Source organism: Streptomyces sp. NPDC047971 (genome assembly GCF_040653355.1).
Lineage (GTDB): Bacteria > Actinomycetota > Actinomycetes > Streptomycetales > Streptomycetaceae > Streptomyces.
Genome location: NZ_JBEZNW010000031.1, coordinates 25,064 through 50,851, shown reverse-complemented (window position 1 = coordinate 50,851; position 25,788 = coordinate 25,064). Strand labels below are relative to the sequence as shown.

Here is a 25,788-nt window from a genome sequence, read left to right as displayed (position 1 = left end):
CAGGTGAGCCTTCCGTCGGGTCGGGAACCGGCCCGGGCAGTATCCCGACCCACCCGTGACTCCCGCTACGGGGCCCTCACTTGTCGCTTCCGTACAGGAGCCGCAGGAAGTCCCGGAACGCCTCCGGCATGTCCACCGCCGCCGGGTCGAGCAGCCACTGGTACTGCAGTCCGTCCATCACGGCCGTCAGGATCGGGGCCGCCCGCTCCGGGGTCAGTCCGCTCGGCAGGCGCTCGCCGAACTCCAGGCGCAGGACGTTCGCCATCTCCTGGCGGACCTGGGTGTAGCGCTCGGTGAAGAACGCGCGCGCCGGATGGTCCTCGGTCACGCTCTCGCCGAGAAGGGCCGAGAAGGTCTGCACGATCCCCGGCCGCATCGCGTTGTACTCGACGAGCGAGTCGAGCAGGTCGAGCCGCCAGCCCTCCCGCGACCCCGCCCCGCTCGTGTCCCACTTGTCGCGCTCCGCGAGGACCGCGACCAGCAGCGCCTCCTTGGTGGGGAAGTAGTGCAACAGCCCCTGCTGCGTCAGCCCGACGCGCTCGGCGACGGCGCCGAGCGACGCCCCCCGGTAGCCGCGCTCGGCGATCACCTCGAGGGTCGCGCCCACGATGTCCGCCCGCCGTTCCTCGCTCCTGGCCCGCACCATCGCCGTGGCCCCCTCTCCCTGTCGCCGCTCGCCTGACGTCCCTTCCCCCAGGACCGTACGACATCTCGCTGTAACGAAAAGATAACGTAACCTACCGATCTACAGGTATCGAGTCCACCATGGGCGCCACAAGGACTTCTACGAGGAGGTACGGCCGTGGCGGAGATCAGCGCGGAGACCGTTCGTGAGCAGGCCGTCGAGGCGGCGCTCGGCAAGCTCGACCTGGACACCAAGGCGCGGCTGCTCGCCGGCCAGGACATGTGGTCCCTCCCCGCCCTGCCCGAGATCGGGCTGGCGTCCCTGGTCATGTCCGACGGCCCGATCGGCGTCCGGGGCGTCCGCTGGACGGCCGACGACCCCTCCGTCGCCCTGCCGTCCCCGACCGCGCTCGCCGCCGCCTGGGACCCGGCCCTCGCCCGCCGCGCCGGCCGGCTCCTCGCCCAGGAGGCCCGCCGCAAGGGCGTCCACGTCCTCCTCGCACCCACCGTCAACCTGCACCGCACCCCGCTCGGCGGCCGCCACTTCGAGTGCTACTCCGAGGACCCGTACCTCACCGGCGAGATCGGCACCGGCTACGTCCAGGGCGTGCAGGACGGCGGCGTCGGCACGACCGTCAAGCACTTCGTGGGCAACGACGCCGAGACCGACCGCTTCACCGTCGACAACACGATCGCCCCCCGCCCGCTGCGCGAGCTCTACCTCGCCCCGTTCGAAGCCATCGTCAAGAACGCCCACCCCTGGGGCATCATGACCGCCTACAACCAGATCAACGGCGTGACGATGACCGAGCACCGCCACCTCGTCGAGGAGGTCCTGCGCGGCGAGTGGGGCTTCGACGGCTGCAACGTCTCCGACTGGATGGCCGCCCGCTCCACCAAGGGCGACATCGAGGGCGGCCTCGACATCGCCATGCCGGGCCCGCAGACCGTCTACGGCGAGGCGCTCGCCGCCGCCGCCCGGGCCGGCGAGGTCGAGGAGTCCGCGGTCGACGCGGCCGTACGGAACGTGCTCCGGCTCGCCGCCCGCGTCGGCGCCCTCGAAGGAGCCCCGCCCGTCGTCACCGAGCAGCCCGGGACGATCGACGGCGAGGCCCTCGCCCGCGAGGTCGCCCACCGCGGCTTCGTCCTCGTACGCAACGAGAACGACGCGCTGCCGCTGGCCGGGAGCGGCACCGTCGCCCTCTCCGGAGCCGGCGCCCGCGACGCCCGGATCCTCGGCGGCGGCTCGGCCCAGGTCTTCCCCGACCACACCGTCTCCCCGCTCGACGGCCTCACCGCCGCCCTCCCCGAAGGCGCCCTCACCTTCACCCTCGGCGCCGACCCCAGCGACGAACTGACCCCCGCCGGCTCGGTCTCGTCCGGGTTCACCCTCCGCGCCGTCTGCCGCGACGCCGAGGGCGCCGTCCTCGGCGAGGGCACCCTGCCCAACGGCCAGGTCCAGTGGATCGGCGACGACCTCCCGGCCGGCGTCACCCACGAGACCCTCGCCTCCATCGAGGTCACCGGCACGTTCACCCCGCGCGAGTCCGGTGAGCACTCCTTCGGCACCCGGGGCCTGGGCGCCTTCACCCTGCGCATCGGAGGCGAGACCGTCTTCGACGGCGTCCAGGCGATGGGCTCCGAGGCCGACCCCTTCGAGGCGTTCTTCGGCGCCCCCGTCGAGCGCGCCAAGGTCGCCCTCACGGCGGGCGAGCCCGTCGAGGTGTCCCTGCTCCACCCCCTCGACAAGGAGTTCGCGGCCCCGCTGCCGGCCGTCATGTTCTCCTTCGTCCACCTCGGTCCGCGCCGAGACCCCGACGAACTGATCGCCGAAGCCGTCGAGGCCGCCCGCGCCGCCGACACCGCCGTCGTGGTCGTCGCCACCACCGAGCGCGTCGAGTCCGAGGGCTTCGACCGCACGGACCTCGCGCTCCCCGGCCGCCAGGACGATCTCGTCCGGGCCGTGGCCGCCGCCAACCCCCACACCATCGTCGTCGTCAACGCGGGCTCCCCGGTCGAGATGCCCTGGCGCGACGACGTCGCGGCGATCCTGCTCAGCTGGTTCCCCGGCCAGGAGGGCGGCGCCGCGCTCGCCGACGTCCTCACCGGCGCCGCCGAGCCCGGCGGCCGGCTCCCCACCACCTGGCCCGTCGCGCTCGCCGACGTCCCCGTCACCGAGTCCACCCCGACCGACGGGCGACTGGCCTACACCGAGGGCGTCTTCATCGGATACCGGGCCTGGGACAAGGCCGGCGCCGTCCCCGCGTACGCCTTCGGTCACGGCCTCGGCTACACCGCCTGGGACTACGACTCCCTGGAGGTCACCCCGGACGCGGCGACGGTCCGGATCACCAACACCGGCACCCGCACCGGCCGTGAGGTCGTCCAGATCTACCTGGCGCCGACCGCGACGCCCGGCGCGCGGGACACGGCGGTGGAGCGTCCGGCACGCTGGCTGGCCGGCTTCGGCTCCGTCGAGGCGGGCGCCGGAGAATCCGTCGAGGTCCGGATCGCGCTGCCGCGCCGCGCCTTCGAGGTCTGGGACGAGGAGAAGAACGACTGGGCCTTCGTCCCCGGCGCGTACGAGGTCAGGGCCGCCCACTCGCTGGCGGACACGCGCCTGACCGCCGCGCTGGAGGTCTGACCCCATGATCGGCCCCGGGGCGGAACCTGACAGCCGCCCCGGGGCTCCACCCCGTCGTTCAGCGAACCCCGAAGCGGAAGACGGTGGTCGAGTCGTACACCCCGCCCGGCCGCAGCACCGCCGAGGGGAACTCCGGCCGGTTCGGCGAGTCCGGGAACGCCTGCGCCTCCAGCGCCACCCCGCCCAGCCCCGGGCCGGCGTACACCTGGAGCCCGGGCTCGGTGGTCTCCACCGTCACCGTGCGGCCGCTTCCCGGCGCGTACAGCTCGGCCGCCGCCGAACCCGTGCCGTCCAGGACGAAGTTGTGGTCCAGCGGGACGGTGAGCGCCCGGCCGGTGCGGAAGTCCAGCTCCGTGCCCGTGACCTCGGCGAACGCTCCGGTCGGGATGCCCGTGGCGTCGGTCGGCGTGAAGCGCGAGGCGGCCACCCGCAGCTCCTGCGGCCCGTCTCCCAGCCGCCAGTACGAGTGGTTCGTCAGCGCCACCACCGTCGGAGCGTCCGTCTCCGCCCGGTAGCCGATCCGCAGGGCCCCGTCGGCGTCGAGCGTGTACGTCACCGAGACCTCCAGCCGGCCCGGGAAGCCCTCCTCGCCGTCCGGGCTCACCCGGGAGAGGCGTACCCCGGACCCGACCTCCTCCGCCTCCCACACCCGCTTGTCGAAGCCGCGCTCCCCGCCGTGCAGACAGTTCGGCCCGCCGTTGCGGGGCAGCCGGTGGACCGTGCCGTCCAGGGCGAAGACACCGCCCGCGATCCGATTGGCGTAACGCCCCACCAGGGCACCGAAATACGGCTCCGGACGCTTCAGATACCCCTCCAGATCGGGGAAACCGAGGGCCACGCCACCCGGGACACCGTCCCGGTCCGGCGTCTCGACCGACTGCACGATGCCGCCGTAGGTCAGCACCCGCACCCGCACGGCGTCCCGCTGGAGCGTCCAGCGCGAGACGTCCGTGCCGTCGACCGAACCGAAGGGCTCACTCGTGATCCTCATGATCCGGAACCCTACGCGGGCGGCTCCGGGGCCGTCACCTGGCGATGCGCGATCTCCGCGAGCCGCGCCTGGCCGTTCTTGCTCGGATGGAAGCCGTCCCACGGGCTGAGCTGCGCGCCGTCGAACCGGAAGCCGAACACCGCTCCGCCGTCGTACCGGCAGCGCGGGTCCTTCGCGCAGACCTGCTCCAGGGCCGCGTTGTACGCCACCACCCGGTCCCGCACCCGGTTCCGGCGCTGCTCGGCGGGCGCGCTCAGGTCCTCGGCGTCGGCCAGCATCGAGGCGCAGATCCCCAGCTTCCAGATCTGGCGGCCCATCGGGGTGTCCTTGCCCTGCGACCAGAGGCGTTTCAGGTCCGGCAGGCTCGACACGTACACCTGCGCCTTCGGCGCCGTCCTGCGCAGCGCGACCAGGGACGCCTCGAAGTCGGCGCGGAACTCCTCGACCGGGGTCATCAGTTCGGGCCGGTCCCGGCAGGCGTCGTTCGCGCCCATCATCACCGTCACCAGCTCGGGCCGCTCGGCGGCCGCCCGTGCCATCTGGGCGGGGAGCTCCGCCATCCGCGCCCCGGTCCGCGCGAGGTTCCAGCTGCGCGCGGCCGTACCCCGCGCCCCGAGCAGCCGCAGCGCCAGGCTGTTGACGGTGGTGTCGGTGCCGGTCGCCCAGGAGACCTCCGGGCAGTCCGCGAGGACCGAGCAGGCGTCGAAGGCGCGGGTGATGGAGTCGCCGACGGCCGCGAGGGAGGCGGGGGAGCGGTCCCAGACCGGTGTGGGTCTCGGGGTCGGTGTGGGCTTCGGCGGGGCGGTCGCCGCGGGGCCGGCCGTCTCACACCCCGTCAGGGTGCCCGCGCACAGCAGCAGTGCGGCCGCGGCGGAGGCGACGGTGGTACGAAAACGTTGTCTGCCGTGCATCCCTCGGCCCCTCCTCCGGCGTCCGTTCGGCGTCCTGGCGAGTGAAAGCTTGGTGTCCACCCACCCCCGGACCGACCGTACGTCACCCCAAGGGCGGTGCGGCACGGTAGCTTTTCCCCCGTCGAACCAGAGGCGCCTTCGCCGACCGGCTCCGGTAAATTACATCACGTCACATGCTGTCCCTTTTTCGGGGGTTTGTGGAGTTTTCCGCCCGATGCTGTTTACTGAGGCCGCTGGGAAAGGCGAACCTCGTCCCACACTGGAGGTCCCGGTGACGACACGTGGAGTTCTGTACGTTCACTCCGCACCGCGCGCGCTGTGCCCGCACGTCGAATGGGCGGTCGCGGGTGTCCTCGGTGCGAGAGTCCAGCTCGACTGGATCCGCCAGCCGGCGTCGCCCGGCACCTGGAGAGCCGAGTTCTCCTGGCAGGGCGAGACCGGCACCGCCTCCAAGCTCGCCTCCGCCCTGCGCGGCTGGCAGATGCTCCGCTTCGAGGTCACCGCGGAACCCTGCCCCACGGCCGAGGGCGAGCGCTACAGCGCCACGCCGGAACTGGGCATCTTCCACGCCGTCACCGGAATGCACGGCGACATCCTGATCCCGGAGGACCGTCTGCGCGCCGCACTGGCCCGCTCGACGCGCGGGGAGACGGAGCTGGAGGCGGAGATCGCCAAGCTCCTCGGCAAGCCCTGGGACGACGAGCTGGAGCCCTTCCGGTACGCGGGTGAGGGCGCTCCGGTCCGCTGGCTCCACCAGGTGGTCTGAGCCCCCGCACCGGCCCGGCGGCCGGCGCGTCCGCGCGCGGCGGGCGGGTCCGGCCTGCCGTGGCAGCCCCCGGACACGTCCGAGGCCCACCCCCTCCGGAGGGGGTGGGCCTCAGACGTGAGTGAGGGTCAGACCGTGCGGAACGCCAGGACCACGTTGTGGCCGCCGAAGCCGAAGCTGTTGTTGATCGCGGCGATCGTGCCCTGCGGCAGCTCGCGGGGCTCGCCGCGGACGATGTCCGCGTCCACGGCCGGGTCCAGGTCGTCGACGTTGATCGTCGGCGGGGCCAGACGGTGGTGCAGCGCCAGGACCGTCGCGACGGTCTCGATACCGCCCGCGCCACCCAGGAGGTGACCCGTCATCGACTTCGTCGCCGAGATCGCGACGTGGTCCAGGTCGTCGCCCAGCACCTTGCGGAGCGCCTTGATCTCCGCCACGTCACCCTGCGGGGTCGACGTCGCGTGCGCGTTGAGGTGGACGACCTCGGAGGGCTTCAGGTCCGTCGAGTCCAGCAGGTTCTGCATCGCGGCGGCGATGCCCCGGCCGGTCGGCTCGGGCTGCGCGATGTGGTGGCTGTCGGCCGACAGGCCCTGGCCCAGCACCTCGCAGTAGACGCGGGCGCCACGGGCCTTCGCGTGCTCCTCGGACTCGAGGATCACCACGCCCGCGCCCTCGCCGAGCACGAAGCCGTCACGGCCCGTGTCGTACGGACGGGAGGCCTTCGTGGGCTCGTCGTTGTTCTTGGACATCGCCATCATGTTGGCGAAGGCCGCGATCGGCAGCGGGTGGATCGCCGCCTCCGTGCCGCCGGCCACGACCACGTCGGCCCGGCCGGTACGGATCATCTCGACGGCGTAGCCGATCGCCTCGGCGCCCGACGCACACGCGGAGACCGGGGTGTGGACGCCCGCCCGGGCGTTCACCTCCAGGCCGACGTTGGCGGAGGGGCTGTTCGGCATCAGCATCGGCACGGTGTGCGGGGAGACACGGCGGACGCCCTTGTCCTTCAGCACGTCGTACTGGTCGAGCAGAGTCGTTACGCCGCCGATGCCGGAGGCGATGACGGAGCCGAGGCGCTCGGGCGCCACGCTCTCGTCGTCACCGGCCGGGGCGGTGTAGCCCGCGTCGGCCCATGCCTCGCGGGCCGCGATCAGCGCGAACTGCGCCGAGCGGTCCAGCTTGCGGGCGAGCGGGCGGGGCAGAACGTCGCCCGGGTCGACCGCGACGGGGGCCGCGATCTGGACGGGCAGTTCGGCGAATCGTTCGCCCTCGAGGGGCTTGACGCCGGAGCGTCCCGCGATCAGACCTTCCCAGGTCGATGCGGAGTCGCCACCCAGCGGTGTGGTTGCGCCGATACCGGTGACGACCACGGTGCGATTGGTCGAGCTCACAGGAATTCTTTCTCCACGTGTGTGATGGTCGAAAAACGGCGCCACCGCCGGGTGGCTGACCGAGTCAGCAGGGGCCGAATCAGCCCTGGTGCTTCAGGATGTAGGCGGTCGCGTCGCCGACCGTCTTGAGGTTCTTGACGTCCTCGTCCGGGATCTTGACGTCGAAGCGCTCTTCGGCGGCGACAACGACCTCGACCATGGACAGCGAGTCGACGTCGAGGTCGTCCGTGAAGGACTTCTCGAGCGCGACGTCCTCGGTCGGGATGCCGGCGATCTCGTTCACGATCTCGGCGAGACCTTCGACGATCTCTTCCTGGGTGGCGGCCATGGTGGCGCTCCTTCTGTGATGACTGAAATAAGGGGCTTCCGGAGGACCCGGAGTGCCTAGGGGAGGGTAACGACCGTCGCGGCGTAGACGAGACCCGCCCCGAAGCCGATGACGAGCGCGGTGTCGCCGCTCTTCGCCTTCCCGGTCGCCAGGAGCCGCTCCATCGCGAGCGGAATCGAGGCGGCCGAGGTGTTGCCGGTGGTCTCGACGTCACGGGCGACCGTCACGTGCTCCGGCAGCTTCAGAGTCTTCACCATCGAGTCGATGATCCGCATGTTCGCCTGGTGCGGGATGAAGACGTCCAGGTCGTCCGCCGTGATTCCGGCGGCGTCCAGCGCCTGCTGGGCGACCTTCGCCATCTCGAAGACGGCCCAGCGGAAGACCGCCTGACCCTCCTGCGTGATGGCGGGGAACTTGATCTCGCCCTGCTGGTTGAGGGGGAGCTTCGAGACGTCGCCCCCCTGGAATTCGTTCCAGGGGACGGTCTGCTTGATGGTCTCGGACTTGTCGCCCTCCGAACCCCAGACCGAGGGGCCGATGTGCGGCACGTCGGAGGGACCGACGACGACCGCGCCGGCGCCGTCGCCGAACAGGAAGGCCGTCGCGCGGTCCTCCAGGTCGGTGAGGTCGCTCAGCCGCTCGACGCCGATGACGAGGACGTACTCCGCAGAACCCTCGACGATCATGCCCTTGGCGAGGGTCAGGCCGTAGCCGAAGCCCGCGCAGCCGGCGGAGATGTCGAACGCGGCCGGCTTGCCGGCGCCGATCTTGTCGGCGATCTCGGTGGCGACGGCGGGGGTCTGCTTGAAGTGCGACACCGTGGAGACGATCACGGCACCGATCTGCTCGGGGGTGATCCCGGCGTCGGCGATGGCCTTCCCGGACGCCTCGACCGACATCGCGGTCACGGTCTCCTCGGGGGAGGCCCAGTGACGGGTGGCGATACCGGAGCGCGAGCGGATCCACTCGTCGGACGAGTCGATCGTCTCGAGGATCACCTCGTTCGGCACGACCCGGGTGGGGCGGTAGCCGCCGACACCCATGATCCGCGCGTACGGGGCGCCCTTGCTGGGCTTGATCTTCGACATGCTCTACGGCTCCTTACTCAGGCTGCGTGCTCGGCGACGAGCGTGCGGGCCGCGTCGAGGTCGTCGGGGGTCTTCAGGGCGACGGTGGGAACACCGGGCAGGGCGCGCTTGGCGAGACCGGTCAGGGTGCCGCCCGGGCACACCTCGATCAGCGCGGTGACGCCGAGCTCCTGGAAGGTCTCCATGCACAGGTCCCAGCGGACCGGGTTGGCGACCTGGCCGACCAGGCGCGCGATGACCTCCGCGCCCTCCGTGACGACCCGGCCGTCCTTGTTGGAGACGTAGCGCACCGTCGGGGCGGACACGGTCAGTTCCTTCGCGGCGGCCTCCAGCTTCGCCACCGCGGGAGCCATGTGGTGCGTATGGAACGCGCCGGCGACCTTCAGCGGGACGACCCGGCGGACACCCTCGGGCTTGTCCGCCTCCAGGGCGGCCAGCTGCTCCAGGGTGCCGGCGGCCACGATCTGGCCGGCGCCGTTGACGTTGGCCGGGGTCAGGCCGAGCTTCTCGAGGTGCGCGACGCTCACCTCGGGGTCGCCGCCGAGGAGCGCGGACATGCCGGTCTCGGTGATCGCGGCGGCCTCGGCCATCGCGAGACCGCGCGTCCGTACGAGACCCAGGGCGGCGGTGTCGTCGAGGACGCCGGCGAACGCGGCGGCGGTGATCTCGCCGACGCTGTGACCGGCGACGGCGCCGGGGGACACGTCACCCAGCGCGGCGGCGGACAGCAGTCCGGCGGCCACGAGCAGCGGCTGTGCCACGGCGGTGTCACGGATCTCGTCCGCGTCCGCCTTCGTGCCGTAGTGGGCGAGGTCGAGCCCGATGGCGTCGGACCAGCCCGCGAGGCGGTCGGCGGCACCGGGGAGTTCGAGCCAGGGAGTCAGGAAGCCGGGCGTCTGGGCGCCTTGGCCGGGAGCGACGAGTACGAGCACCCTCACACTCTCTCTTGGGGACGGCTCTCGGCGCCCGTGGGGACTAGGACGAAGAACCGTCAGGGGAATTGTTGGTGTTCGACAAAAGTCTAGGACTGCGAATCTCCGTCGGCCAAGCGCCCCAGGATGAGGGCGATCCGCAGCGTGAACGCGGAGCGGACATCGGAGGGTGACCAGCCGGTGACGTCTGTCACACGTCGAAGCCGGTAGCGCACGGTGTTGGGGTGGACGAAGAGCATCCGTGCGGCGCCCTCCAGGCTGCTCGCCTGCTCCAGATAGACACTCAGTGTTTCCAGGAGCGCCGAGCCCGCTTCTTCCAGCGGTCTGTAGATCTCCTCCACCAGTTGCTCGCGGGCCGCGGGGTCGGAGGCGATGGCACGCTCCGGAAGCAGATCGTCCGCCAGAACCGGCCTCGGCGCGTCCTGCCACGCCGAACACGCCTTGAGTCCGGCCGCGGCGGCCTGCGCGGAGCGGGTCGCCGCCAGCAGGTCGGGGACGACGGGCCCCGCGACGACCGGCCCGGCCGCGTACGGGCCGATCAGGGCCTTCGCCACGGCCAGCGGGTTGTCGTTGCCGCCGGCGATGACCACGAGCCGGTCACCGAGGACACCCGTGAGGACCTGCAGCTTGGCGTGGCGGGCGGCACGGCGGATCGCCTCGACGGTCAGCTCGCTGTCGCCGTCGGGGGCGGTGCCGAGGACGACACAGACGTGCTCGGGGGAGTTCCAGCCGAGCGCGGCGGCCCGGGAGACGGCGCCCTCGTCGGCCTCGCCCGAGAGGACCGCGTTGACGACCAGGGACTCCAGGCGGGCGTCCCAGGCGCCGCGGGCCTCGGCGGCCTGGGCGTAGACCTGGGCGGTCGCGAAGGCGATCTCGCGGGCGTACACGAGCAGCGCCTCGCGGAGGATCGACTCGTCGCCGGGGGCGGCGACCTCCTCGATCGCGGCCTCCATCACCTCGATGGTGGTGCGGACCATCTCGACGGTCTGGCGCAGGGTGATGGCGCGGGTCAGCTCGCGGGGCGCGGTGCCGAAGACGTCGGTGGAGATGGCCTGCGGGGTCTCCGGGTGCCGGAACCACTCGGTGAACGCGGCGATGCCGGCCTGGGCGACCAGACCGATCCACGACCTGTTCTCGGGCGGCATCGCCCGGTACCACGGCAGCGTCTCGTCCATGCGCGCGATCGCGTTGGCGGCGAGCCGCCCGGAGGACTGTTCGAGGCGCTTCAGGGTCGCGGAGTGCGGATGGGAGGCGTTCGTGGGTTCAGACACGGACTAAGGGTGCCTCATCGGGCCGCCGATCTGTGGCCGGGGGTTGCGGCCGATCGTCCCGCCGGCCGGGACGGAGGCGGGCGCGACCCGCCTCGACGGCGCCGTTCGGGACCCGCGCCCCCCGCGTACGGCAGGGCCGGTGCGGGCCGGCCGCCCCGCGTGCCGCCGGGGCGGAACGCACGCCCACGACCGGGCGGGCCGGGGATACCGTGACCCCGTGATCCGTATCCACCGCGCCGCCGACCGCTATCCCGGCGGCGACCCCGCCGCCGGGATCGAGACCCGCCACGCCCTCTCCTTCGGCGCGCACTACGACCCCGACAACCTCCGCTTCGGCGCGATCCTCGCCTGCAACGAGGAGCGGCTCGCTCCCGGCGCCGGGTTCGACGAGCACCCGCACAGCCACACCGAGATCGTCACCTGGGTCGTCGAGGGCGAGCTGACCCACCGCGATTCGACCGGCCGCACCACCGTCGTCCGCCCCGGGGACGTCCAGCGGCTCGGCTCGGGCGCGGGCGTGCGGCACGAGGAGCGCAACGACGGGGACGCGCCGCTGGTCTTCGTCCAGATGTGGCTCGCACCGCTGGAGCCCGGCGGTGACCCCTCGTACGAGATCGTCCGCGGCATCGCCGACTCGACCCCGTACGCGCTCCCGGAGGCGGGCTCGATGCTCCACGTCCGCCGTCTGGAGGCCGGTGAACGCACGGCCGTCCCGGACGCGGACTTCGTCTACGCCCATGTCGCGCGCGGTACCGTCCGCCTGGCCGGGGAGGAGCTGGCCCCCGGCGACGCGGCCCGCGTCACCGGCGCGCGCGACCTCGCGATCATGGCCACGTCGGACGCGGAACTCCTCCTGTGGGAGATGCGCGGCTCCTGAGCCCTCAGCGGCCCACGGCGCTCTTCGCGCGCCACTTCTCCCAGCTCACGTTCCACGCCCCGTAGCCGTTGCCCTCCGCGACCGTGCCCTTCGTGTCCGCGCCGCGGATCTCGAAGGGGTCGCCCGGCCGGACCTGGGCGTAGAACCAGGCGGCGTCCGCGTCGCTCATGCCGATGCAGCCCGAGCTGCGGTTCGCGCGGCCGAAGTGCTGCGCGTTCCACGGCGCCGCGTGGGCGTACATGCCCGACCAGGTCAGCCGCATCGAGTGGTCGACCATCTTGTCGTAGGCGTCGCCGAGGCCGACCGTCTCCGAGTTCATGTTGATCGTGCCCTCCTTCGCCATCAGCACCGCCGTCCCCCGCCACGACCGCTTGTCGCCGCCGGGCGTCCCGCCCGACACGGGAATCGCGCGCACCTCTCGGCCGTCCCTCTCCAGCACCAGCCGCTTCCGGTCGAGGTCGACTTTGACGACCTGCGCCCCGCCTCCGACCGTGAAGCCGGTGCGGTAGTCCCGTACGAACCAGCCCCCGCCCGAGTCCGTCCCGTCGAGCGTCGCGTCCAGCGTGACCTTCGTACCCGGCTTCCAGTACTCCCGCGGCCGCCAGTCCACCCGGTCCTTGCCCGACCAGTCCTTCAGCCAGCCCCAGGATCCGACCGTCCCGTTCGACGTCGTCACCTTCAACTGCCTCTCCACGTCCGCCTTGTTGGTCACCGGCCGGTCGAAGACGACGGAGAGCGGCTGGCCGATCCCGACCGTGGCGCCCTTCCCCGGCGCCAGCGTCAGCTTGTTGACCAGCGCGGGCTTCGCCGTGGAGAACGTCGACCTGGCCGTCGTCTCCTTCCCCCCGGCCGTGCGGGCCGTCGCCTCCACGCGGTACGACGTGCCCGGCACCGCCTTGCGCTCCGAGACCCACGACGCCCCGCCCGCCGCGGTACGGCCCGCCAGCACACTGCCCTCCGCGTCGACGACCCGCACCGTCGTGAGCGTGCCGCCCGTGGCGGTGACCGTCACCGTCCGGCCCGCCGCGGGTGTCGTGACGGTCACCTTCGCCGGCGTCTCCGGGGACTCCGCGCCGCCTTCGTCACGGGGCGCGCCCACCGCCCCCGCCGAGCAGGCGGCCAGCGAGCCACAGAGGGCGAGGGCCGCCAGCGCCGGGCGTATTCGGGTGCGGGCACGGGTGCGTACGGACATCACGGAAGCCTCCGGAAAAGATGTGGGATGCCCGGACTGTAGGCCGCCGAAAGCACGGCGAACCCTTTGTGACAAGGGCTGCAGAGGAACGGTCATCGTCCGGTCACACGCGCCGCGCGGCACGGTCAAGCTCCGCTGTGAGGCTCCTGTGCGCCCCACGACCGAGGGGCGGAACAAGGAGGCTCACGTTGTGTCAGCCCTGCTCGTGACGGCCGCACCCCCGCGGACCACCCGGCTGGAGCCCGTCACCCCCCACGCGTACCGGACCTTCCTCGCGACGGCGGGCGCGGGGCACGGCCCCAGCTTCCTCCAACTGCCCTCCTGGGCGGACGTCAAGGACGGCTGGCGACCCCGGTTCCTCGGCTGGGGGCCGGGGGACGGCACCCTCACCGGGGTCGCCCTCGTCCTGCTGCGTCCGTTCCCCGGCACCCGCAAGTACTTCGCCTACCTCCCCGAAGGACCCGTCGCCGACTGGTCCGACCCCGACCTGGACGGCTGGCTCACCCCGCTGCTCCAGCACCTGCGGGCCGCCGGAGCCTTCGCCGTACGCATCGGGCCCTCGCCCGCCTTCCGCCGCTGGAACGCCCGCACCCTCAAGGCGCACACCGGGACCGGGCGTCGTCTCGCCGACGTCCTCGCCGACGAGGTCGACCCCCTCGGCACCGCCGTCGCCGAACGGCTCCGCTCCCGCGGCTGGCGCCGCTGCGGCGGCGACTCCACCGGTGACTCCGACGGCGCCGACGCCCAGCCCCGGCACGGCTACCGGGTCCCGCTCGCCGGCCGCACCACCGACGACCTCTGGAACGGCCTCAACCAGGAGTGGCGGCGCAACATCCGCAAGGCCCGCAGGTCCGGCGTCGAGACCGTCGTCGGCTCGGCCGCCGACCTCCCCGAGTTCTACCGGCTCCTCGGGATCACCGAACGGCGCGACGGCTTCCGGCTCGGCCGCTCCCTCGCCTACTACGAGCGGCAGTACGCGGTCCTCAACGCCGAGGAACCCGGCCGGATGAGGCTCTACCTCGCCCGTCACGAGGGCGAGATCCTCGCCGCCCACACGATGATCACGGTGGGCCGGCGGGTCTGGTACCAGACCGGCGCCTCCGCCGACCACCGTCGCGAGGTCCGCCCGTCCAACGCCCTGCAGTGGCGCATGATGCTCGACGCCCACGCCGCCGGGGCCGACGTCTACGACATGCGCGGGATACCCTCCACTCTTGATCCGGACGACCGCGCCCACGGTCTGCTGCGCTGGAAGCTCGGCACGGGCGGGCAGGCCGTCGAGACGCTGGGGGAGTGGGAGACACCGTTGGACGGCACGACCAACCACGCGCTGTACCGGGCGTTCCAGGCGTATCTGGCCCGCCGATGACGGCGACGCTCACGGAGTCGAAGCCGCGCACGCCTTCGATGCTGCGCAGCGGCGCGCTGATGGCCGCCGGGTCGCTGGTCTCGCGCGCCACCGGCTTCGTCCGCTCGGCGATCGTCGCCGCGGCCCTCGGCGTCGGAGCGATCGCCGACGGATACGCGGTCGGCAACTCGATCCCCACCATCGTCTACATGCTGCTCCTGGGCGGCGCCCTCAACGCCGTCTTCGTGCCCGAACTGGTCAAGGCGGCCAAGGAACACGAGGACGGGGGCGTCGCCTACACCGACCGTCTCCTGACGGTCTGCGTCCTCGCGCTGCTCGCGCTGACGGCGGGCGCGGTGCTCGCCGCGCCCGCCGTCATCGACGCGTACACCGACTACACCGGTGCCCAGGAGTCGATGACGGTCGCCTTCGCCCGGTACTGCCTGCCGCAGATCTTCTTCCTCGGGCTCTTCACCCTGCTCGGGCAGGTGCTGAACGCGCGGGGCAGGTTCGGCGCGATGATGTGGACCCCCGTCCTCAACAACGTCGTCGTCATCGCCGTCTTCGGGCTCTACCTGGTGACGGCCGACGGCGGGGCGCTGACCGGCCGGGAGACGGCGCTGCTCGGCTGGGGCACGACGGCCGGCATCGCGGTCCAGGCCCTCGCGCTCGTCCCCTCCCTGCGGGCGGCCGGCTTCCGCTGGCGCCCGCGCTTCGACTGGCGGGGCAGCGGACTCACGGCGCCCCTGCGCTCCGCGGGCTGGCTGGTGCTCCTCGTCCTCACCAACCAGGCCGCGTACTGGGTGACGACGAAGCTCGCGACGGCCGCGGGGACGCGGGCGGAGGAGCTGGGGGCGGGCGGAGGCTTCGGCTTCGCCGCGTACAACAACGCCTATCTGCTGTGGGTCGTGCCGCACGGCATCGTCACCGTCTCCCTGATGACCGCCCTGCTGCCCCGGATGAGCGGGGCGGCGGCGGACGGCGATCTGGCGAGGGTGCGGAAGGACGTCTCCTACGCGCTCCGGACGAGCGCGGCGGCCGTCGTACCGGCGGCCTGCGCGCTGTTCGCGCTCGCGGTGCCGCTGATGAGCGCCGTCTTCCAGTACGGAGCCACCAGCGCCGACGACGTCCGGGCGATGGCCTGGATCCTGATGGCCTTCGCCCCGGGCCTGGTCGCCCTCTCGGGACAGTACGTCTGCACCCGCGCCTTCTACTCCCTGCGGGACACCCGCACGCCGTTCCTGCTGAACCTGGTCATCACCGGCCTCAACGCGGGTCTGTCCCTGACCGCCTACGCCGTCCTTCCGCCGACCTGGGCGGTGGCGGGCGTGGCGGCCGCGTACTCCCTGGCGCTGTGGGCGGGCTGGGCGCTCACCGCGTACGCGCTGCGCCGACGGCTGGCCGGGGCCGGGACCGGCGGGCAGCCGTCCGGGTCCGGGACGGGTGGGCCGTCCGGTCCCGGGACGGGTGGGCAGCGGGCCGGGTCGGCGCTCGCACGGCTGCTGGCCGCGGCCGTACCGGCGGCCGGGCTCGGACTGCTCGTCGCCCGCGCGACCGCCCCCGCGGGCGCTCCCGCGGCGGGCGCGGCCGGCGGTCTCACCATCCTCGCCGTCTTCGCCCTGCTGGCCCGCCCGCTGAAGCTCACCGAGGTACAGGCCCTCCTGACGGGTGCCCGCCACCGGCTGCTCGCCCTCGCCCGGCGCCGCTGACCCGCCCTCTCCCACCCGTCCGGTGGGAGACCCTTCGACCCACCTTGGGATACTGCTCGAATGCCTCGCGTGCTCCTCATAGAAGACGACCCCTCCGTCCGCGAAGGGGTCGAACTCGGGCTCCGGCGCCGTGGGCACGAGGTGCGGACCGCCCCGACCGGGGAGACGGGACTCGCCCTGCTCGGCGAGTTCCGGCCCGATCTGCTGCTGCTCGACCTGATGCTGCCCGGCATGAACGGCGTCCAGGTCTGCCGCCAGGTCCGGGAGACCAGCCAGCTGCCGATCATCATGCTCACCGCGCGCGGCGACGACTTCGACGTCGTCGTCGGCCTGGAGGCCGGAGCCGACGACTACATCGTCAAGCCCGCCCGTACCGAGGTCATCGAAGCCCGCATCCGGGCCGTGCTCCGGCGCATCGAGGAGCCCGGAGCCGGAAGGCCCGCCGTCGAGTTCCACGGCGATCTCGCCATCGACCGGGGCGGCCTCACCGTCGCCAAGTCCGGCGAGCGCCTCGCCCTCGCCCCCTCCGAGCTCAAGCTCCTGCTCCATCTCACCGCCGCCCCCGAGCAGGTCTTCAGCCGACAGCAGCTCCTCGAACACGTCTGGGAGCACAGCTACCACGGCGACGCCCGCCTCGTGGACGCCTGCGTCCGCCGCCTGCGCAACAAGATCGAGGACACCCCCGGCGCCCCCCGCTACATACAGACCCTGCGCGGCTTCGGCTACCGCTTCGGGCCGCTGTGAGCCGCCGGCGCGCGCTGCGACGCCGTATGAGGCCCTTCGGGCTCCGCACCCGGCTGGTCCTCGCCTTCCTCCTCGTCGCCGCCGTCGGCTGCGGCACCACCGCCGCCCTCACCTACCGGGCCGCCCGCAACGCCATCCTCGAACAGGCGCAGAACACGGCCGTCTCCGCCTTCCGCGAGCAGGTGGACAGCATCACCGTCGACATGCCGCTCAAGGCGGAGGCCCTGCGAGGCGACCTCCTCCGGATCGCCCGGCAGGGCAAACCCCGGCCGTGGCGGGTCTACGCCGAGTACGGGAACGTCAGCGTCTCCTCCGGCGACCGCCCCCGATCCACCGTCATCACGCCCGAGCTCCGCGCCCGCGCCAAGGACTCCGCGCACGGGAGCTTCCAGCGGGTGGTCAAGGACGGCAGGCCCTACCTCACCATCGCGGTCCCCACCGTCTTCAGGGCGCACACCCCGGCCACCGCCGTGCACCGCACCGGCGTCGTCCTCTACGCCGTCATGGAACTCGACGAGGAGGAGGCCAACATCGAGGCGATGGTCGTCGCCGCCCGCGACGGAGCCCTGCCCGCCCTCGCCGTCGCCCTGATCCCGGCGCTCCTCGCCGCCCGCAGCGTGCTCCGGCCGGTACGGGAACTCCGCCGCGCCGCCGACTCCATGGGACGCGGCCGGCTCGACACCCGGATCGAGACGAAGGGCAGCGACGAACTCACCGACCTCGCCCACGCCTTCAACGAATCGGCCGCCGCGCTCGAACGCTCCGTCGTCGAGCTCCGGAACGCCGAGGCCCGCGCCCGCCGCTTCGCCTCCGACGTCTCCCACGAGCTGCGGACCCCACTCGCCGGGATGCTCGCGGTCACCGAGGTCCTCGACGAGGACGCCGACGGCCTCGACACCGACACCGCACGGGCGGTACGGCTCATCAGCGCCGAGACCGGCAAGCTGGCCGTGCTCGTGGAGGACCTCATGGAGATCTCCCGCTTCGACGCGCGCGCCGCCGAACTCCACGTGGACGAGGTGGACGCGGCCGACAGCATCCGCAAGACCCTCCAGCACCGTCACTGGAACGATCCGGCCCTCGTCCGCGCCGAACTGCCCGACGGCGTCCGTGCCCGGCTCGACCCGCGCCGCTTCGACCTCGTCGTGGCCAACCTCGTCGGCAACGCCCTCAAGCACGGCGCACCGCCGGTGACCGTGCGGATGTGGGCCGAGGGCGACCTGCTGGTGACCGAGGTCGCCGACCGGGGGCCGGGCATCGCCGCAGAGGTCCTGCCGCACGTCTTCGACCGTTTCTTCAAGGCGGACCCGGCCCGTGCGCGCTCCGCCGGAAGCGGCCTCGGCCTCGCCATCACCCTGGAGAACGTCCGGCTGCACGGCGGCACCGTCACCGCCGCGAACGACCCCGACGGCGGAGCCGTCTTCACGGTGAGGATCCCGCGATGAGGCGCGCGACGCGGCTCGGCGCGCTCCTCACGGGCGGGCTGGCGCTCGCGGGCTGTGGCATCCAGCAGAGCGACGTGGTGGAGGTCGGCGGACCGGCGACCGTCGCGGTCGCGCCGGGGGAGACCAGCCGGATGCTGCTCTTCTACGTCGACGCCGACGGCAGGCTGATGCCGGTCGCCCGCGACATGGCCGGACCGATCGACGGCTGGGACGGCTACCGGATGCCGAACGGCCAGCCGCCGCCCACCTACCCGCTCGGCAGCGGGATCCCCGGCGGCAAGGCGCTCGCCGCGCTGCTGGAAGGCCCGAACAAGGAGGAGAGGGCGGCCGGCCTCGCCACCCGGCTGCCGGGGCCGCGGCCGGGCGGGTGGACGGACAAGGAGGCGCCGCACCTGCTGCCGCGGACCGACACGACCGACGCGGAGCACACGCTACGGGTCCGGCTCCCCTTCCCCGTCGGCGAACTGGACGGCGTCGCGATTCGCCAGCTGGTGTGCACGGCCGCCTACAACGAGGAGACCGACGGCCGGGCGTCCGTCGTCCTGACCGGACCCGGCGGCTCGCTCCCCGCCGAGCGCTGCGACGACGTCCGGGTCGGCTCCGCCGCGCAGGACACGTCCGAGAACCCGGACGCCACCCCGAGCCCGGGCGCCGTGCGGTCGGTCCCCTCCCGGACCGGCGAGCCCCGGCAGACTCCTACGCCCTGAGGTCCGCGAGCACCGCGTCCGTGAACGGCGGCCACGCCTCGACCGCCCACGGTCCGAAGGCCCGGTCCGTCAGCGCCACGCACGCCGCGCGCGCGTCCGGGTCGATCCACAGGAACGTCCCCGACTGCCCGAAGTGCCCGAACGTCCGCGGCGAGGACGAAGCGCCCGTCCAGTGCGGCGACTTGGAGTCCCGGATCTCGAAGCCCAGCCCCCAGTCGTTCGGCCGCTGGTGGCCGTAACCGGGCAGGATGCCGGTCAGCCCGGGGTGCGTCACCGTCATCGCGTCGAGCACCGTACGCGCGTCGAGCAGGCGCGGAGCCTGCACCTCCGCCGCGAAGCGCACCAGGTCGTCGACGGTCGAGACGCCGTCCTTGGCGGGCGAGCCCTCCAGCGACGTCGAGGTCATGCCCAGCGGGTCCAGGACGGCCTGGTGCAGATACTCGGCGAAGGGGATGTCGGTCGCCTTGGCGACATGGTCGCCGAGCACCTCGAAGCCGGTGTTGGAGTAGATCCGGCGCGCGCCCGGCGCGGCCATGACCCGCGGCTCGTCGAAGGCCAGACCCGACGTGTGGGCCAGCAGATGGCGGACGGTCGCGCCCTCCGGCCCGGCGGGCTCGTCGAGGTCGATCGCCCCCTCCTCGTACGCGACGAGGACGGCGTAGGCCGCCAGCGGCTTGGTGACGGAGGCGAGCGGGAACCGCTGCCCGGTGGGGCCGTGGGACCCGGCCAGGGTGCCGTCCGCGCGCACGACGGCGGCCGCCGCGGTGGGGACGGGCCAGTTCTCGATCATCGCCAGGCTCTGCAGGAACATGTGACCGAGCCTACTTGCTTCGAGTGCACTCCAAGGTTCTAGCGTGGAGACATGAGCGTGATCGAGAGCAGCGCCCGCTACACCATCAGCGAGGTGGCCGCCCTGACCGGGCTGTCGGCGCACACCCTGCGCTGGTACGAACGGATCGGGCTGATGCCGCATGTCGACCGGTCCCACACCGGCCAGCGTCGCTTCGCCCAGCGCGACCTGGACTGGCTGGCGTTCGTCGGCAAGCTCCGGCTCACCGGGATGCCCGTCGCGGGGATGGTGCGGTACGCGGAGCTGGTGCGGGAGGGCGATCACACCCGGGACGAACGACGCGAGCTCCTGGAGAGCACCCGCCGGGACGTCCTCGCCCGGATCACCGAGCTCCAGGACGCGCTCGCCGTGCTCGACGTCAAGATCGGGCACTACGGAACCACCTGCGGAGGCACGACCTCATGACCATCAGGATCGACACCGTACGGCTCGGCGGCCAGGAAGGACCCGAGATCGGCGTCCAGGGCTTCGGGGCCATGGGCATCAGCGAGTTCTACGGCGACACCGACGAGGCCGCCGCCCGCGACACGCTCGACGCGGCCCTGGAGGCCGGCGTCACCCTGATCGACACCGCGGACGTCTACGGCAGCGGCGCCAACGAGGAGTTCCTGGCACCGTTCGTCGCCGCGCACCGCGACGAGATCACCATCGCCACCAAGTTCGCCATCGAAAGGCGCGCCGACGACCCGCACCACCGGGGCATCCGCAACGACCGCGCGTACATCCGGCAGGCCGTGGAGGGGAGCCTGCGCCGCCTCGGCGTCGAGACGATCGACCTCTACTACATGCACCGGCGCGACCCGGAGATCCCCTTCGCCGAGTCGGTCGGGGCGATGGCGGAGCTCGTGCGGGAGGGCAAGGTCAAGCGGCTCGGCCTGAGCGAGGTGACCGGCGCGGAGCTGCGCGAGGCGTACGCGGTGCACCCGATCGCCGCCCTCCAGTCGGAGTGGTCCCTCTTCTCCCGTGACGTGGAGCGCAGCGCGGTGGGCGCGGCGGCCGAGCTCGGCGTGACGTTCGTGCCGTACTCCCCGCTGGGCCGGGGCTTCCTGACCGGCGCCTTCGCCGACGCGTCGAAGGACCTGTCGGGCGGCGACTACCGCCAGTACCAGCCCCGCTTCACGGGCGAGAACGCGACGCGGAACGCGGCGCTCCTGGAGCCGGTCCAGAAGATCGCGGCGGCGCACGGCGCGTCGGCGGCGCAGATCGCCCTGGCCTGGGTCCAGCAGCGCGCCGCGGTCCACGGCCTGACGGTCGTCCCGATCCCGGGCACCCGCAAGCGCACCCGCCTGGAGGAGAACGCGGCGGCGACCCGGATCACCCTGACCGAGCCGGAACTCGCGGCGCTGGAGCCGATCGCGGCGCAGGTGGCGGGGGACCGCTACCCGGACATGCGGTCCACGTCGGCGGCGCGGGAGTAGGCGGCGGGGCGCCCGCGACCGGCCGCCCCTCACGCCAGGCCCAGCGCGAAGACCGCGAACCCCGCCGCGAGGAGGCCCGCCGCGGCGCGCCGGGCCCGGCCCGTGGCCGTCCACGGGGACTCGAAGCCGCGCGCGTACCGGCCGATGAGGACCAGCAGGCCCGCGAACAGCGGCATCCAGGCCAGCCGGGCGAGGATCCAGCCCACCGTGTCGGGCGCGCCGACCAGGCCCGCGACCTCACCCGCGTACGAGGCCGGGATCGCGGCGGCGAGCATGGCGGTCTGGTGCCAGCACAGGATCGTCATCGCCGACAGGTTGACGACCACGACCGGCGCCCACAGCGCGGGCCGCCTCAGCAGCCTGCCGAGCCGGTCGCGGAGCAGGATCGCCGCCCCGCTCTGGGCGGCGGCCAGGGCGAGGACGAGCAGCGACGGCGGGTGGGAGTTGGTCCGGGCCTCGCCGGGGACGCCGACCATCGACGCGGGATAGCCGAAGGCGAGCAGCAGGGCGGCGAAGAGCGCCGCGCCGCCGAGCAGCAGACCCCAGGCGTGCCGGCGGGTCACCCGGCCCTCACCCCAGGAGACGCCGAGCTGGTACGCGAAGAGCCAGCCGGGAAGGATGTTCAGCAGGCTCAGCCAGGACGGCACGGCGTCGGCGTACGGCCCGTACCGCAGGAGATCGACGACGGCGACCGACGCCAGCAGCGGAGCCGCCGCCCACACGCCCGCCCGGCGGGCGGCACGCACGCACAGCGGGGTCAGGGCCGTCACGACCGTGTACACCCCGACGAACCAGAGCGGCTGGATCACGAGCGTCGACGCCGTCCGCAGCGTGTCGCCCGGCACACCGAACCCGTAGTGGAGGAGCGGCAGCAGGACCGCCCACACGGCCGTGACCCCGAGGACCGGCCGGCCGAGCCGGGCCAGGCGCCCCTTCAGCCAGTCGCCGGTGGAGCCCTTCCGCTTCCGGTACGAGAGCACCGAGGCGTAGCCGCCGACGAGGAAGAAGATCCCCAGCATCTGCAGGATCCAGCTGACGGGCGCGAGTCCGCCGAAGGTGCCGAGCGGGCTCGCGTTGTGGAGCGCCCCGTCGGAGGAGAGCGTGAACCCGCCGAGCAGCCAGTGCCCGGTGGGCACCGCGAGCAGGGCGAGGGCGCGCAGTCCGTCGATCGCCCGGTCGCGGTGGGCGGGAGTGCGGGCCTCGATGCGTGCGGCGAGAGCGCTCATCGGACATCCCCCTGGGCGATGGCGGCGAAGGTACGGAGGGACTGGGTGCCGGGCGCGAAGTAGCCGTCGTGGCCCCGCGCGTCGTCGGCGGGGACACGGCGTGCGCCGAAGGCGGGGTCGGCGGGGTCGACGCCGTGTCCGAGCCCGGCGAACTCGACGTTCGGGACCCGGTCGATCCAGTCGGACGGGTCCTTGGCGGCCCACACCCGGGCGGAGGTGCCCAGCTCGCCGACGTTCGCGGCGCGCATCCCGGGGGAGCCGAAGACGACGAGGTCCTTGGCCTTGAGGTCCTGGGCGGCCAGGCCGCAGACGACGGAGCCGTAGCTGTGGCAGAAGACCGACGGGGCGGGGACCCCGGTCGCGGCCAGTCCGTCGGTCAGCCGGGTCAGCCGCTCCGCGCCGACCTCGGCGAGGTCGCCGGTGGCGGCGTCGAGGCCGACGCCGACGGGGGTGGTGTATCCGGCCCAGGAGATGACGGCGGTGCGGCCGTGGGTGGCTCGGCGCAGGGCGTCGGCCATGTCGGTGAGCGGCCGTACGTTCCCGGCGTCGATGTCCGAGCCGGGCACGATCACGGCCACGCTCTCGGCCGTCGTGAGGTCGCCGTGGACGAGGACGATCTGGCCCCTGCCGCGCGGGTCGGAGGCGAGGACCTGCTGCCCGGCGTACCGTGCGCCGAGGGTACGTGCGTTCGCCTCGTACCGCAGTCGCAGCGGGGCGCCGTCGAGGTTGCCGACGACGGAGGGGTGCGCGCGCACGAGTTCCCGCTGCCGACCGGGCGTCAGGCCCTGGAAGAACGCGGCGATTTGGGCGGGCGACATCCGCTCCGGGTCGGGCAGACCGTCCGCCCGCCACGCCTCGGTGCCGGCCGGGGCACCGGTGACGGCCTGCTGCGCACTGGCGGAAGCCCAGCCGGCCGTCCCGGCGATCACCGTCGTGGCGAGCGCGGCGGCGACCAAGGTCCTCGTGTAGCGGCGCATATGGGGGCCCTCCCTCTTCGTCTCTCTCGTCCGTGGCGAGAGGAAGGTAGGAAGAGGACGGGTGACACCACGTCACACCGAGGGGCCAACTCCCCGCTGATACCGGGGTAGGGGGTGGACGAGGGGCGAGCACCAGGCCGGGGGTGGGGTTTTCCCCCGGCCGCCGTTCGGGAGAGGCCCGCGCGCCCCGGACCGCGGTGGGGGAGGGGGCTCGGGCGGCGGAAGCCGGTCGCCGTGGGGGGAGAGGCCCGCGCGCCCCAGCCCGGCGTGGGGGGAGCCCGCGCGGCGGAGGCCGGCGCCGCCGTGGGGAGGGAGCCGCGCGGCGGAAGCCGGCCGCCCGCGTCAGCGCCCCGCGTCCCCCGGAGTCACCAGACCCGACTCGTACGCGAAGATGACCGCCTGCGCCCGGTCGCGCAGATCCAGCTTGGCCAGCACCCGCCCGATGTGCGTCTTGACCGTCTGCTCCGCCAGGACCAGCCGGTCCGCGATCTCCTGGTTCGAGAGTCCCCGCGCGATCAGCTCCAGGACCTCCGTCTCACGGGGCGTCAGACCGTTGAGCCGCAGCGCCGCCCGGTCCGCGCGCGGCGCCGGCTTCGACGCGGCGAAGTCGGCGATCAGCCGACGGGTCACCGACGGCGCCAGCAGCGCCTCGCCCGCCGCCACCACCCGTACCGCCGCGATCAGATCGGCCGGCGGCGCGTCCTTCAGCAGGAAGCCCGACGCCCCCGCGCGCAGCGCCTCGTACACGTAGTCGTCCACGTCGAAGGTGGTCAGCATCAGCACCTTCGGCCGGTGCGTGACCCCCGCCGGCGGGTTCAGGATCTCCCGCGCCGCCGCGAGCCCGTCCATCTCCGGCATCCGTACGTCCATCAGCACCACGTCCGGGTGCGTCGAGCGCGCCACCTCCACGCCCCGCTTCCCGTCCGGCGCCTCGCCCACCACGTCGATGTCGGCCTGCGCCGCGAGGAGCGCGGCGAAACCCGCCCGCACCATGGCCTGGTCGTCGACGATGATCACGCGGATGGTCACGGCACGTCCTTCGAGGTCAGCGGGAGCCTGGCCGCGACCCGGAAGCCGCCGTCCGGCAGCGGCCCGGTGTCCAGCGTGCCGCCCGTCAACCGTACGCGCTCCCGCATCCCGATCAGCCCGTGCCCGGTGCCGTCCCCGCCCTCCAGCGGCGAATGGCGCCCGGCGACCGGGGCGTTGACGACCAGGACCGTCAACCAGCCCTCGTCCGAACGGATCGAGACCCGGGTCTCCGCCCCCGGCGCGTGACGGACCACGTTCGCCAGCGCCTCCTGCACGATCCGGTACGCCGACAGATCCACCGCCTGCGGCACCTCGCCGAGATCGGCCGCCAGCGACATCTCGGCCGGCACCCCCGCCCGTACCGTCGCCTCGATCAGCTGCTGCACCCGGTCGAGGCCGGGCTGCGGGGCCCGTTCGCCCTCCGTGCCCTCGCTGCGCAGCACCACGAGCAGCCGCCGCATCTCGGCGAGCGACTCCCGCGCGCTCGCGGCGATCGAGGTGAACTCCTCGCGCGCCGCCTCCGGCAGGTCCGGGATCCGGTACGGCGCCGAGTCGGCCTGGACCGTGATCACGGACATGTGGTGGGCGACGACGTCGTGCAGCTCGCGGGCGATCCGGGCCCGCTCCTCCAGGAGGGTGCTGCGCGCCCGTTCGGCGGCGCTGCGGCGCTCGGCGTCCCCGCGTTCGCGGAGCGCCGCCGTGAGGAGCAGGATCCCTCCGCTCAGCACGAAGAGGAGGATGTGGATGCCGTCGGCGTTCTTCGACGAGATCGCGGTGAGGACGAAACCGGCGGCGCCCGTCGCCAGCCAGACACCGAGCAGGGTCCGGCGCGGTTCGCGCAGCCCGAGGGCGAGCATCAGGGCGAGGTAGCCGACCACGATCATCGGGGTCCACGGCCAGCTGCGGCCGTCGAGCCCGTCCGCGGACAGCATCACCAGGGCTCCGGCGACATCGGCGACACCGATGATCCACCACGCCTGGAGCGGGCGGGTCACGGCGAGCAGCAGCGGCGCGGTCTGTGCGGTGGCGAGGGCACCGGCGAGGGCGCCGTTGACCTGGTAGTCGTCGAGCAGGACGGTGACGGTGACGGGGAGCAGCGAGGCGACGAGGGCGAGCGCGACGCCGTAGGGGAGCAGCCGCAGCCACCGCGACCGCGCCTCGGCGAGCAGCGGGGCGCTCGGCTCCGTCGGGGTCGCGAGGGCGGTGCCGAAGGACCGCATCACCCCTCGGACAGGTGCGAGTATCCGAGCGACGCGGCGGTCGGTTCCGGGGGAGGGTGTCTTGTTCATGGCCCGCCCAGGTTAGGCAGCCGGACAGCCC

At 73.2% G+C, this 25,788-nt stretch carries 24 protein-coding genes; 10 read left to right on the top strand and 14 right to left on the bottom strand.

Annotation, left to right across the window (positions count from 1 at the left end; translation table 11 throughout):
* Positions 1–76: 76 nt before the first annotated feature.
* Entirely contained in the window at positions 77–646 is a 570-nt protein-coding gene (locus tag AB0D99_RS25910) for a TetR/AcrR family transcriptional regulator (protein WP_362366842.1), read from the bottom strand.
* A gap of 156 nt (positions 647–802) precedes the next feature.
* Here AB0D99_RS25910 and AB0D99_RS25905 point away from each other — a divergent pair, with 156 nt between their 5' ends.
* Complete coding sequence (locus AB0D99_RS25905) at positions 803–3,268, top strand: glycoside hydrolase family 3 C-terminal domain-containing protein (protein WP_362366839.1); 2,466 nt, start codon at positions 803–805, stop codon at positions 3,266–3,268.
* Between the two features lie 58 nt (positions 3,269–3,326).
* Here the strand turns inward: AB0D99_RS25905 and AB0D99_RS25900 are convergent, their stop codons facing one another.
* Complete coding sequence (locus AB0D99_RS25900; protein WP_362366836.1) at positions 3,327–4,259, bottom strand: aldose epimerase family protein; 933 nt, start codon at positions 4,257–4,259, stop codon at positions 3,327–3,329.
* An 11-nt stretch (positions 4,260–4,270) separates the two neighbouring features.
* Positions 4,271–5,170 carry an SGNH/GDSL hydrolase family protein gene (locus AB0D99_RS25895; RefSeq protein WP_362366833.1) on the bottom strand — a complete coding sequence of 300 codons (900 nt, stop codon included), beginning with the start codon at positions 5,168–5,170 and terminating at the stop codon, positions 4,271–4,273.
* Between the two features lie 271 nt (positions 5,171–5,441).
* Between AB0D99_RS25895 and AB0D99_RS25890 the strand changes: the two genes are divergently transcribed.
* Positions 5,442–5,936, top strand: coding sequence for a DUF3145 domain-containing protein (locus tag AB0D99_RS25890; protein ID WP_362366830.1), 495 nt, complete (start codon positions 5,442–5,444; stop codon positions 5,934–5,936).
* Positions 5,937–6,064: 128 nt separating this feature from the next.
* Here AB0D99_RS25890 and fabF read toward each other — a convergent pair whose 3' ends face one another.
* The 5 genes from fabF to fasR all read right to left on the bottom strand — a co-directional run bounded on the left by fabF (position 6,065) and on the right by fasR (position 10,946).
* A complete protein-coding gene (gene fabF / locus AB0D99_RS25885; RefSeq protein WP_362366826.1) occupies positions 6,065–7,327 on the bottom strand; it encodes a beta-ketoacyl-ACP synthase II in 1,263 nt (420 codons plus the stop codon).
* Positions 7,328–7,406: 79 nt separating this feature from the next.
* Positions 7,407–7,655 carry an acyl carrier protein gene (locus AB0D99_RS25880; protein ID WP_362366823.1) on the bottom strand — a complete coding sequence of 83 codons (249 nt, stop codon included), beginning with the start codon at positions 7,653–7,655 and terminating at the stop codon, positions 7,407–7,409.
* A 56-nt stretch (positions 7,656–7,711) separates the two neighbouring features.
* On the bottom strand, positions 7,712–8,743 hold the full coding sequence (locus AB0D99_RS25875; protein ID WP_362366820.1) for a ketoacyl-ACP synthase III: 1,032 nt from the start codon (positions 8,741–8,743) through the stop codon (positions 7,712–7,714).
* Between the two features lie 17 nt (positions 8,744–8,760).
* Entirely contained in the window at positions 8,761–9,675 is a 915-nt protein-coding gene (locus AB0D99_RS25870; protein WP_362366817.1) for an ACP S-malonyltransferase, read from the bottom strand.
* 89 nt (positions 9,676–9,764) lie between these two features.
* The gene (gene fasR / locus AB0D99_RS25865; RefSeq protein ID WP_362366814.1) at positions 9,765–10,946 is read right to left on the bottom strand and encodes a fatty acid biosynthesis transcriptional regulator FasR; all 1,182 of its coding nucleotides are present in this window, start codon (positions 10,944–10,946) and stop codon (positions 9,765–9,767) included.
* A gap of 217 nt (positions 10,947–11,163) precedes the next feature.
* Between fasR and AB0D99_RS25860 the strand changes: the two genes are divergently transcribed.
* The gene (locus tag AB0D99_RS25860; RefSeq protein WP_362366811.1) at positions 11,164–11,823 is read left to right on the top strand and encodes a pirin family protein; all 660 of its coding nucleotides are present in this window, start codon (positions 11,164–11,166) and stop codon (positions 11,821–11,823) included.
* A 4-nt stretch (positions 11,824–11,827) separates the two neighbouring features.
* Here AB0D99_RS25860 and AB0D99_RS25855 read toward each other — a convergent pair whose 3' ends face one another.
* Positions 11,828–13,015 (bottom strand): Ig-like domain-containing protein, encoded by a 1,188-nt coding sequence (locus AB0D99_RS25855; RefSeq protein WP_362366808.1) that lies wholly within the window; start codon positions 13,013–13,015, stop codon positions 11,828–11,830.
* Between the two features lie 190 nt (positions 13,016–13,205).
* Here AB0D99_RS25855 and AB0D99_RS25850 point away from each other — a divergent pair, with 190 nt between their 5' ends.
* From AB0D99_RS25850 to AB0D99_RS25830, 5 genes are read left to right on the top strand one after another with little or no spacing between them, the layout of a single operon-like run.
* On the top strand, positions 13,206–14,384 hold the full coding sequence (locus AB0D99_RS25850) for a peptidoglycan bridge formation glycyltransferase FemA/FemB family protein (RefSeq protein ID WP_362366804.1): 1,179 nt from the start codon (positions 13,206–13,208) through the stop codon (positions 14,382–14,384).
* Positions 14,381–16,072, top strand: coding sequence for a murein biosynthesis integral membrane protein MurJ (gene murJ / locus AB0D99_RS25845; RefSeq protein ID WP_362366801.1), 1,692 nt, complete (start codon positions 14,381–14,383; stop codon positions 16,070–16,072). The genes AB0D99_RS25850 and murJ overlap by 4 nt, the downstream gene beginning before the upstream one ends.
* A 60-nt stretch (positions 16,073–16,132) precedes the next feature.
* Entirely contained in the window at positions 16,133–16,816 is a 684-nt protein-coding gene (locus AB0D99_RS25840) for a response regulator transcription factor (protein WP_362366798.1), read from the top strand.
* Positions 16,817–16,842: 26 nt separating this feature from the next.
* A complete protein-coding gene (locus AB0D99_RS25835) occupies positions 16,843–18,261 on the top strand; it encodes a HAMP domain-containing sensor histidine kinase (protein WP_362366796.1) in 1,419 nt (472 codons plus the stop codon).
* Complete coding sequence (locus AB0D99_RS25830; RefSeq protein WP_362366793.1) at positions 18,258–18,968, top strand: hypothetical protein; 711 nt, start codon at positions 18,258–18,260, stop codon at positions 18,966–18,968. Before AB0D99_RS25835 ends, AB0D99_RS25830 begins: the two co-directional genes overlap by 4 nt.
* Here AB0D99_RS25830 and AB0D99_RS25825 read toward each other — a convergent pair.
* A complete protein-coding gene (locus AB0D99_RS25825; RefSeq protein ID WP_362366790.1) occupies positions 18,958–19,779 on the bottom strand; it encodes a serine hydrolase domain-containing protein in 822 nt (273 codons plus the stop codon). The two genes, AB0D99_RS25830 and AB0D99_RS25825, sit on opposite strands and share 11 nt — an antisense overlap.
* Positions 19,780–19,830: 51 nt before the next feature.
* Between AB0D99_RS25825 and AB0D99_RS25820 the strand changes: the two genes are divergently transcribed.
* Both AB0D99_RS25820 and AB0D99_RS25815 read left to right on the top strand, forming a co-directional pair.
* Positions 19,831–20,223, top strand: a complete 393-nt coding sequence (locus tag AB0D99_RS25820; RefSeq protein WP_362366787.1) for a MerR family transcriptional regulator — start codon at positions 19,831–19,833, stop codon at positions 20,221–20,223.
* Positions 20,220–21,236, top strand: a complete 1,017-nt coding sequence (locus tag AB0D99_RS25815) for an aldo/keto reductase (protein ID WP_362366785.1) — start codon at positions 20,220–20,222, stop codon at positions 21,234–21,236. Before AB0D99_RS25820 ends, AB0D99_RS25815 begins: the two co-directional genes overlap by 4 nt.
* Positions 21,237–21,265: 29 nt before the next feature.
* On the opposite strand, the gene AB0D99_RS25810 is transcribed toward AB0D99_RS25815, so the two are convergent.
* The 4 genes from AB0D99_RS25810 to AB0D99_RS25795 all read right to left on the bottom strand — a co-directional run bounded on the left by AB0D99_RS25810 (position 21,266) and on the right by AB0D99_RS25795 (position 25,688).
* Positions 21,266–22,462 carry an acyltransferase gene (locus AB0D99_RS25810; protein ID WP_362366782.1) on the bottom strand — a complete coding sequence of 399 codons (1,197 nt, stop codon included), beginning with the start codon at positions 22,460–22,462 and terminating at the stop codon, positions 21,266–21,268.
* Positions 22,459–23,439: an alpha/beta hydrolase gene (locus tag AB0D99_RS25805; RefSeq protein WP_362366780.1), complete on the bottom strand. Its 981-nt coding sequence runs from the start codon at positions 23,437–23,439 to the stop codon at positions 22,459–22,461. Before AB0D99_RS25805 ends, AB0D99_RS25810 begins: the two co-directional genes overlap by 4 nt.
* 342 nt (positions 23,440–23,781) lie before the next feature.
* Entirely contained in the window at positions 23,782–24,468 is a 687-nt protein-coding gene (locus AB0D99_RS25800; RefSeq protein WP_362366778.1) for a response regulator transcription factor, read from the bottom strand.
* The gene (locus tag AB0D99_RS25795; RefSeq protein WP_362366935.1) at positions 24,465–25,688 is read right to left on the bottom strand and encodes a sensor histidine kinase; all 1,224 of its coding nucleotides are present in this window, start codon (positions 25,686–25,688) and stop codon (positions 24,465–24,467) included. Before AB0D99_RS25795 ends, AB0D99_RS25800 begins: the two co-directional genes overlap by 4 nt.
* Positions 25,689–25,788: the final 100 nt, after the last annotated feature.